10 protein-coding genes and 3 pseudogenes are annotated in these 9,461 nt (G+C 41.0%); 12 read left to right on the forward strand and 1 reads right to left on the reverse strand.

All coding sequences use genetic code 11. The features are described from left to right. On the reverse strand, window positions 1–205 hold a 205-nt coding region (locus HSISS2_RS10635; protein WP_167546418.1), incomplete at its 3' end, for a helix-turn-helix domain-containing protein. Between HSISS2_RS10635 and HSISS2_RS02030 the strand changes: the two are divergent. From HSISS2_RS02030 to HSISS2_RS02085, 12 genes and pseudogenes are all read left to right on the forward strand, one after another. Next, window positions 171–536, forward strand: a pseudogene (locus tag HSISS2_RS02030) (cytidine deaminase); the annotation flags it as partial. The gene HSISS2_RS10635 and the pseudogene HSISS2_RS02030 sit on opposite strands and share 35 nt — an antisense overlap. 142 nt (window positions 537–678) lie before the next feature. Further along, complete coding sequence (locus HSISS2_RS02035; protein WP_021145122.1) at window positions 679–1,617, forward strand: bile acid:sodium symporter family protein; 939 nt, start codon at window positions 679–681, stop codon at window positions 1,615–1,617. A 159-nt stretch (window positions 1,618–1,776) separates the two neighbouring features. After that, a complete protein-coding gene (locus HSISS2_RS02040; protein ID WP_021145123.1) occupies window positions 1,777–1,986 on the forward strand; it encodes a hypothetical protein in 210 nt (69 codons plus the stop codon). 10 nt (window positions 1,987–1,996) lie between these two features. Further along, the gene (locus HSISS2_RS02045) at window positions 1,997–2,176 is read left to right on the forward strand and encodes a hypothetical protein (protein ID WP_021145124.1); all 180 of its coding nucleotides are present in this window, start codon (window positions 1,997–1,999) and stop codon (window positions 2,174–2,176) included. Then, window positions 2,169–3,049: pseudogene (locus tag HSISS2_RS02050) on the forward strand (ABC transporter ATP-binding protein). Before HSISS2_RS02045 ends, HSISS2_RS02050 begins: the two are co-directional and overlap by 8 nt. Then, the gene (locus tag HSISS2_RS02055) at window positions 3,046–3,783 is read left to right on the forward strand and encodes an ABC transporter permease (protein WP_021145127.1); all 738 of its coding nucleotides are present in this window, start codon (window positions 3,046–3,048) and stop codon (window positions 3,781–3,783) included. Before HSISS2_RS02050 ends, HSISS2_RS02055 begins: the two are co-directional and overlap by 4 nt. Then, window positions 3,776–4,872: pseudogene (locus tag HSISS2_RS02060) on the forward strand (sensor histidine kinase). The gene HSISS2_RS02055 and the pseudogene HSISS2_RS02060 overlap by 8 nt, the downstream one beginning before the upstream one ends. Further along, window positions 4,869–5,471 carry a response regulator transcription factor gene (locus HSISS2_RS02065; RefSeq protein ID WP_021145131.1) on the forward strand — a complete coding sequence of 201 codons (603 nt, stop codon included), beginning with the start codon at window positions 4,869–4,871 and terminating at the stop codon, window positions 5,469–5,471. Before HSISS2_RS02060 ends, HSISS2_RS02065 begins: the two are co-directional and overlap by 4 nt. Window positions 5,472–5,839: 368 nt before the next feature. Then, window positions 5,840–6,832 carry an ATP-binding cassette domain-containing protein gene (locus tag HSISS2_RS02070; RefSeq protein ID WP_021145132.1) on the forward strand — a complete coding sequence of 331 codons (993 nt, stop codon included), beginning with the start codon at window positions 5,840–5,842 and terminating at the stop codon, window positions 6,830–6,832. A gap of 1 nt (window position 6,833) precedes the next feature. Then, window positions 6,834–7,652, forward strand: a complete 819-nt coding sequence (locus tag HSISS2_RS02075) for an ABC-2 family transporter protein (RefSeq protein ID WP_021145133.1) — start codon at window positions 6,834–6,836, stop codon at window positions 7,650–7,652. Between the two features lies 1 nt (window position 7,653). Further along, complete coding sequence (locus HSISS2_RS02080) at window positions 7,654–8,439, forward strand: ABC transporter permease (protein WP_021145134.1); 786 nt, start codon at window positions 7,654–7,656, stop codon at window positions 8,437–8,439. A gap of 38 nt (window positions 8,440–8,477) precedes the next feature. Next, a complete protein-coding gene (locus HSISS2_RS02085; protein WP_021145135.1) occupies window positions 8,478–8,939 on the forward strand; it encodes a GNAT family N-acetyltransferase in 462 nt (153 codons plus the stop codon). Window positions 8,940–9,461 lie beyond the last annotated feature (522 nt).

The raw sequence follows: 9,461 nt of genomic DNA on the forward strand, positions 1-9,461 counted from the left end.
TGCTTGACTTGTTTGTCGTCCCACGCTTGATTTCACGTGAAATGGTGGAGCGACTTCTTCCCAAACGTCTAGCAATCTCAGCTGGTTTCAACCCTTCTGATAGGAAAGCCTCAATTTTTCCTCGTTCTACCTCTGAGAGGTGGCAATAGGGTTGTTTTGTGGTACAATTTGTGGTGGCTGCGGTGGAGGCTGAAGATGGACAAATCTTCACTGGCTTTTGTATGGAAGGAACTTGTGGTGTTTTCCATCTTTGTGCCGAAAGGGCGGCCCTTTTCAATATGTATCAAGAGACTGGTCAGACCAAGGTAAAGCGTATTATCGCCTTTCGCGACCAGCCACCTCATGGTGGACCGTCTGGTATGCCTTGTGGAGCCTGTCGGGAATTCCTAATGGAGCTCCATCCCGATAATCGTAACTTGGAGTTTATGGTTGATTACGAGACACGTCAAACCATCACTCTGGGGGAATTGTTACCACTGTGGTGGGGTGAAGAAAGGGCTCAGCAATTTGAAGAGGAGTCGGAAGGCAAGGATTAAGTGTGATAGAAATCTCTAAACTCTCGTAATTCAATTGCAAGGGTTTATTTTTTGAAGTAAATTTCAGAAAATTCCAAACACGCCTTAAAATTCAAAATGAAAGTGCTATACTATATCGTGAAAATAGAAAGAAGGTTTCATTATGGAAGCACTAGTATCTTTTAGTAAATGGCTCAGCAAATGGTTTACTGTAGCTGTTATTCTCTGGGCGATCTTTAATTACGCCCTTCCAGCAACAAGTAGTTGGGTCATTCCCAATACGGCCTACTTGCTTGGTTTGATTCTCTTTGGTATGGGGCTTACTTTGACCACTGAGGATTTCAAGCGTATTGCTAAGCGTCCAATCCCTGTTATCCTGGGGACTGTTGCCCACTATGTCATCATGCCTGGTTTGGCTTGGCTGCTCTGTATGATTTTCCATCTTAAGGGTGCGACAGCAGCAGGTGTTATCCTAGTTGGGTCTTGTCCGAGCGGAACTTCATCTAGTGTAATGGCCTTTCTTTCAGGAGGGGATGTCGCCTTGGATGTTTCTATCGAAACCCTTTCAACTCTTTTGGCACCACTCATGATTCCAACGCTCTTGTCCTTCTTGGCTGGTCATTATGTCAGTGTGCCTGCACAAAACCTTTTCCTTAGTACCTTGCGTATCGTTGTTGTTCCTATTATCTTGGGTGTGGTTATCCACTCTATTTTTGGTAAGAAAATCGATGCCATTATTAAGATTATGCCTTTGATTTCACAGGTTGCCATCCTATTGATTGTTGGGGCAGTTGTTTCTGCCAACCATGCCAATATTTTCACAGCAGCGACAGCTCTTGTTATTCCAGTTGTCATGCTCCACAATCTTTGTGGTTATGCCCTTGGTTTTGGATTTTCAAAACTCCTTGGTTTGAAAGAACCTCAACAAAAAGCCATTACTTTCGAAGTGGGTATGCAAGACTCAAGTTTGGGGGCAACGCTTGCCATGAAATATTTTGTGCCACAAGCTGCTATCCCATCAACTATCTTTAGTATTTGGCACAATATATCAGGTTCTATCCTTTCATCATGGTGGAAGAACCATTCAAAAAATAGTCATTAGGATAAATGAAAAGCTGACACTTAGGTCGGCTTTTTTTATGTCACATGTCACATGACAAATGTCATGCCATGTCATGACATCTGGTGCTAAAAAGAGAGTGACCAAAAAGATATACTTTAGTCATAACTTAGAAATAATAAAAACGAAAGAGGTCATCTCATGAAAATCAAAACATCTTACCTTATCTACGCAGTTATCGGAACTATATTTGCTGGACTGAGCATGTTTACAGATATTTTTGAAAAGGGCAACTTTGAAGCTATCTTCTCACATCTGGGAATGCTTATTGGCTTGTCTATCTCAGCCTACATTCTCATCACTATGGCTAAAAGTTTTATCGACCTTGTCATTAATGAATTGAAAAACTAGGAGATCCAGCATGAAACTATTGAAAATATTGAGCATTATGCTCCTAGCGGCAATTTGGACCATTCTCTTTGCCTATGACCTACTTCATGGCAGCAGTGATGTTCTCTACAGTGTTATGGGCGTCTCAGTTGCAGCCTGTTATGTCTTTTTAGCCTTCTACCAAAAGAAAGGAAATCACAAACATGAGTGAAGCAGTCCTTCAAGTCACAAATCTTGTCAAAAAGATCAAAGGAAAAACGATTTTAGACCATATTAGCTTTGAGGTGGGACAAGGCGACTGTCTTGCCTTAATTGGGCCCAACGGTGCCGGTAAAACGACCTTAATGTCCTGTATTCTTGGTGATAAGAAAGCCAGTAGTGGTCAAGTCTTTATCAAGGGCAAAAAGGGGAAGGCGCAAGATCAAATTGCGGTTCTTCTCCAAGAAAATACCATTCCCTCACAATTAAGAGTCAGGGAACTGATTGCTTTTTTCCAAGATATTTCTGAAAATGGATTATCTGAAGAAGAGATTCAAGCACTCTTACAATTCAAGGACGACCAGTATCAGCAGTTTGCGGGCAAACTTTCAGGGGGACAGAAACGTCTTCTTGCCTTTGTCCTCTGTCTAATTGGCAAGCCTGACATTCTCTTTTTAGATGAGCCGACAGCAGGGATGGATACTACAACACGCCGACGCTTTTGGGAAATCATCAATGATCTGAAAAAGTCAGGTGTCACCATCCTCTATTCGTCCCACTATATTGAAGAAGTAGAACACACAGCTGATCGTATCTTGGTCCTTCATCAGGGAAAACTTATCAGGGATACTACGCCACATGCCATGCGTAGCGAGGAAAAGGAAAACTAGTTACTTTACCAAGTCGCTTTGCGCCAAGTCTTGACAAACTGGCAGCAATTTATGAAGTAACTGAAAAACGTGATATTGTAACCTTTATGACTAAAGATATTGAAAATATTTGGAGTAGTTTACAAGCTCAAGGATGTCGCATTTCTGACATTGAAATTCAAAATAAGACACTTTTAGATAGCCTATTTGATAGCACAAGGGAGGACAAGTCATGAAAGCACTACTTAAAATCGAATGGATAAAAACATGGCGCAGTTGGCCTGTCTTTATCATGTCTATCGGAATGCCCGTCGGATTTTTCCTCTTGTACTCAGGTATGGAAATGAGTCCTGACCCAGAGTCACAAAAAGCCTTTATCTTGTCTTATATGTTGACCATGACAGGATTCTCTATGTCCAGCTTTGGCTTCTTTACCTTTCCCTACATGCTTAAAGAGGACCAAACGGAGCATTGGCTAACCTATATTGAACATTCAAAAATCAGTATTCAGGCCTATTATCTCTCTAAAATCTTCCGTGTTCTTATGAACTTTATGGTAGCTATCCTAGTGACTTTCTGTGTGGGAGCTTTTGTGCGTGATGTTGAGATGCCATTCTCACATTGGCTCGGTTCAGGTGCTCTATTACTCTTGTCAAGCCTAGTCTTCTTATCCTTTGGCTTGCTCCTATCCCAAATTAAATCTCAACAAATCATGGCTATCGTCGGAAATATCGTCTTTCTTGGGCTAGCTATTATTGGTGGCTCTTGGATGCCAGTAACCTTGTTTCCAAAATGGGTTCAGCACATTTCTGAGTGGACACCCATCTATCATATCAATCAATTGGTAGTCAATTTTGCGAAAAAAGGTGAATTTTCATGGAAATCACTCATTTTTATCTTGGTCTATGCTACAATAGCTACAGGCTTAGCCCTTTTTATCAAATCTTACAGAGAAAGTGACCATGTTTAGAACTTACCAGAAAAATGATTTCGATTATTTTGTTAGTCTGATTTTCCTAGTCTTCCCAGTATTGGGAGTCTTTGGTGGGTATTATCCAGTTTGGACCTTAGTTTTGACAGGACTGTTTACCATCGCTTATCTCCTTATGGTGTATTTGAAAAAGCCTATAGCAAGTGGATTCCCTTTCTGTGGTTTTACACTCTAGCTTACATTATCTTTATGTCCATTTGTTTTCAAGGTGGCATGATGTGGTTTGTTTTTTCAACGTCAATCTTCTCGTTTGGCGCTTTGAGGATAGCATATCATCTTATCGATTCTTATCCTTTCTAGCGACCCTCTTGATTTTGACGTCATCATCCTTCCTATTGACAGATGATTTGAGTACCCAGCTCATGTCTATGGCTATTCTCCTCTTTTCGTTGGGAATGTACTATTTTCAAAACCGTATACGTCAGGAGAGAAAGATGGAAGGAGCCCTTGCAGAGCAGAATCGTACCATCAATATCCTGTCGGCTGAAAATGAACGCAACCGTATCGGTCGTGATTTGCACGATACCTTAGGGCATACCTTTGCCATGATGAGTCTCAAAACAGAGTTGGCACTGAAACAGATGGACAAGGAGCAGTATGACGCTGCTAGAAAAAATCTGGAAGAATTGAACCAGATTAGCCGTGACTCCATGTACGAGGTGCGTGAGATTGTCAATCAGCTCAAGTATCGAACTGTAGCTGAGGAGTTGCTAGAACTTGAGCGTCTCTTTGACCTATCTATCAGATATCCTCTTGACCGTGGATAGCAGTCTTGACTTAGATAGCCTGTCGCCAGTTACTCAGTCTACCTTATCTATGGTACTTCGTGAACTGGCCAATAATGTCATTAAACATAGCAAGGCTGATAGCTGTCAGATTCGTCTTAGCCGTAATCGTGGTATTATTCTTGAGTTTGAAGATGATGGTTGCGGGTTTAAGGAAGTCACAGGACAAGAGCTACAAAGTATCAGAGAACGCCTTAGTTTGGTAGATGGAGATTTGGAAATCCTGTCTCAATCGCATCCAACCATTATTCGTGTACATTTGAAAGAGGGAGGAAAAGCATGAAATTATTAGTCGCTGAAGACCAGTCAATGTTGAGGGATGCCCTCTGCCAACTCCTCATGCTGGAGGACGATGTCGAGGAGGTCCATTCGACCAGTGATGGCCAAGAAGCCATTGCTCTCTTGGAAAAAGAAGAGGTAGACGTGGCCATTTTAGACATTGAAATGCCAATAAAGACAGGACTTGATGTTCTGGAGTGGATCCGTGCCAATCAAAGAGAAATAAAGGTCGTCATTGTGACTACTTTCAAACGTAAAGGCTATTTCAAACGAGCCCTCGCAGCCCACGTGGATGCCTACGTGCTCAAAGAACGTTCCATCAGTGATCTCATGGCGACCATCCATACCGTCCTAGCAGGTCACAAGGAGTACTCACCAGAGCTGGTTGAAGGTGTCGCCTTTGACAATAACCCACTCAGCCAACGTGAACAAGAAGTCTTGGCCATGGTGGCTCAAGGGTCAACCAACCAAGAAATTGCTGAAAGTCTCTTTCTTTCAAATGGAACCGTCCGAAATTACATGACAGCCATCCTAACTAAACTCGATGCAGGTAATCGAACAGACGCCGTCCGCATTGCCAAAGAAAAAGACTGGTTGGGATGAGGAGAAATAGATAAGAATTAAGTCACCATATGGTGGCTTTTTTGTGGCTTATAATCTATCTAAACATTTACAAGCAAGAATGAGAGAAGCTGAAATGAGCCTCTACAGGAATATGTAGAGGCTTTGATGAATTATTGAATTGTGTCATTTTGTTTAGTGAATTAGACGGGTGGTTTTGATTTTTTCAAGTATCAAAACTATTTTCTCTTTTTCGAGAATAACACTTGGTTTCCTTTTTTAACTGCTTTATAATAGAGTAATACGGAGGTCTTCTGCTGTGATAAAGAAGTCAGATTTTAGGAGATGAGAAATTGGCTTTTTGTGTTTAGAGGACACGGTTTGTTGATTTTTTACTGTAGGAGATAGATATGGCAATGATAGAAGTGAAACATCTTCAGAAAAATTTTGTGAAGACAGTCAAGGAACCGGGGTTGAAGGGGGCTTTGCGTTCCTTTATTCATCCTGAAAAGCAGACCTTTGAAGCGGTCAAGGATTTGACCTTTGAGGTGCCCAAGGGGCAGATTCTAGGTTTTATCGGGGCAAATGGTGCTGGGAAGTCGACCACCATTAAAATGCTGACAGGAATTTTGAAACCGACATCTGGTTTTTGTCGGATTAATGGCAAGATTCCACAGGATAATCGCCAGGATTATGTCAAGGATATTGGGGTTGTTTTTGGACAACGAACTCAGCTATGGTGGGACTTGGCACTGCAAGAGACCTACACGGTTTTGAAAGAAATCTATGATGTACCGGACTCGCTTTTCCATAAGCGCATGGACTTTTTGAATGAAGTTTTGGATTTGAAGGAATTTATCAAGGATCCTGTGAGGACTCTTTCACTAGGTCAACGGATGCGGGCGGATATTGCGGCTTCCTTGCTTCACAATCCCAAGGTTCTCTTTTTAGATGAGCCGACCATTGGTTTGGATGTGTCGGTCAAGGATAACATTCGCCGGGCTATTACTCAAATCAATCAAGAGGAAGAAACAACTATTCTCTTGACCACTCACGATCTGAGTGACATTGAGCAACTCTGTGATCGGATTTTTATGATTGATAAGGGGCAAGAGATTTTTGATGGAACGGTTAGCCAGCTCAAGGAAACCTTTGGCAAGATGAAGACTCTCTCTTTCGATCTGATACCAGGTCAAAGTCATCTCATCTCTCATTATGAAGGCTTGCCTGATATGACCATCGATAGACAAGGAAATACTCTCAATATTGAATTCGATAGTTCCCGCTACCAGTCGGCCGATATTATCAAGCAAACCTTATCTGATTTTGAAGTCCGTGATTTGAAGATGGTAGATACGGATATTGAAGATATTATCCGTCGCTTCTATCGAAAGGAGCTCTAAGATGGTCAAATTGTGGAGACGGTATAAACCCTTTATCAATGCAGGGATTCAGGAGTTGATTACCTATCGAGTCAACTTTATTCTCTATCGGATTGGCGATGTCATGGGAGCTTTTGTGGCCTTTTATCTCTGGAAGGCTGTGTTTGACTCCTCCCAGGAGCCTTTGATTCAGGGCTTCAGTATGGCAGATATCACCTTCTACATCATCATGAGTTTTGTGACCAATCTCTTGACCAGGTCTGATAGCTCCTTTATGATTGGGGAGGAGGTCAAGGATGGCTCCATTATCATGCGCTTGCTGAGACCAGTGCATTTTGCGGCCTCTTACCTTTTCACCGAACTTGGCTCCAAGTGGTTGATTTTTATCTCTGTTGGACTGCCATTTTTAAGTGTCATTATTTTGATGAAAATCCTGTCTGGGCAAGGGATTGTAGAAGTGCTGGGATTAACTGTTCTATATCTTTTTAGCTTAACGCTCGCCTATCTAATTAACTTTTTCTTTAACATCTGCTTTGGATTTTCAGCATTTGTCTTTAAAAATCTTTGGGGTTCCAATCTACTCAAGACTTCCATAGTGGCCTTTATGTCTGGAAGTTTGATTCCCTTGGCTTTCTTTCCAAAGGTGGTTTCAGCTATTCTCTCCTTCTTGCCTTTTTCATCCTTGATTTACACTCCGGTTATGATCATTGTTGGGAAATACGATGCCAGTCAGATTCTTCAAGCGCTTTTGCTCCAGATCTTCTGGCTTATAGTGATGGTGGGCTTGTCTCAGTTGATTTGGAAACGAGTCCAGTCATTTATCACTATTCAAGGAGGTTAGTATGAAAAAATATCAACGCATGCATCTGATTTTTATCAGACAATACATCAAGCAAATCATGGAATACAAGGTGGATTTTGTGGTAGGTGTCTTGGGAGTCTTTCTGACTCAAGGTCTGAACCTCTTGTTTCTCAATGTTATCTTTCAACATATCCCATCCCTAGAAGGTTGGACTTTTCAAGAGATTGCCTTTATCTACGGATTTTCCTTGATTCCCAAGGGATTGGACCATCTCTTTTTTGACAATCTCTGGGCCTTAGGTCAACGACTAGTCCGAAAAGGGGAATTTGACAAGTATTTGACTCGTCCTATCAACCCTCTCTTTCATATTCTGGTTGAGACCTTTCAGATTGATGCCTTGGGGGAACTTTTGGTCGGTTGCATTCTATTGGGAACAACAGTATCAAGCATTGCTTGGACGATTCCCAAATTCCTGATTTTCCTAGTCTGTATTCCATTTGCTACCTTGATTTATACTTCCTTGAAAATAGCGACAGCCAGTATCGCTTTTTGGACTAAACAGTCAGGCGCCATGATTTATATTTTTTATATGTTCAATGATTTTGCCAAGTACCCGATTTCCATTTACAATTCGCTCCTTCGTTGGTTGATCAGTTTTATCGTGCCATTTGCCTTTACGGCTTACTATCCTGCCAGTTATTTCTTGCAGGGTAAGAATGGGCTCTTTAATATCGGTGGTTTGATTCTGATTTCCCTTGTCTTCTTTTTCATTTCCCTCAAACTCTGGGATAGGGGCTTGGATGCCTACGAAAGTGCTGGATCATAAGGGGGAAAGTAAGACTAAAATCAAGAAAGGAACTTATGATGTTTACAATTGAAGAAGTCAAGGATGAAGATCAAAAAATGGCAGTTGTTGATGAGGTTTTAAAGGATTTGCCAGAATGGTTTGGAATACCTGAAAGCACGCAAGCCTACATCGAAGGAGCCAAAGATTTGCAAGTTTGGGCAGCCTATCAGGAGAGTGATTTGACTGGATTTGTAAGCTTGTCCTATTCTAGTGAAGAGTGTGCAGAGATTGATTGTCTCGGCGTAAAAAAAGCTTATCAAGGTCAAGGAATTGGAAGGAAATTAATTACGACTATAGAAAGAGAAGCAGGCAAACAAGTGGACTACCTACAGGTAAAAACAGTGGCAGAAGGTTCAAATAAAGATTATGACCGAACAAATGTCTTTTATCGAAGTGTTGGTTTTAAAAAATTAGAGATTTTTCCTCAACTATGGGATCCCCAAAATCTTTGCCAGATTTTGATAAAGAAAATCGTTTAAAACTTCCTGACAAAAAATTGAGAGTGCTATACTATAAAAGTGTTAGCCAATTTAGCTCAGTTGGTAGAGCAAGGCACTCGTAAAGCTTAGGTCAGGAGATTTTGATGCTGTCATAAAGGATGCTAGAGAAGCAATCAGTCAGACGGAATTAAAGCAGAAATATAAGAACTTTTTGAGAGTTATCTCATTCTTTCAATCGTGCAGATAGATCCTGATTTGTCCAGAGAATAGCTAGAGGCTCAGTTAACCACAGACTCTACACTAGCTGAGAAAACTAAAAAGGTCTGTCTCGCTCTTTATGATTTAACCAATCGAAATAAAGATTAATTGGAAGTGCCTAAAAAGCACAAGGAATTATTGATAAGGTAAAAATGAAAAAATCAATCTTTAAAGCAAGTTTTGAAGAGAGTTTAAATCTATTAGATGATAGTGTCTCAGGAAAATTTGCACAGGAAAATTATCAGGATGCTCTAAAAAAAGAAAAATATAGAGGGACCTTTAAGTCGTATGTTTGGTTAGTGA

The sequence above is a fragment of the Streptococcus sp. HSISS2 genome (assembly GCF_000448665.1).
GTDB classification, from domain to species: Bacteria; Bacillota; Bacilli; order Lactobacillales; family Streptococcaceae; genus Streptococcus; species Streptococcus raffinosi.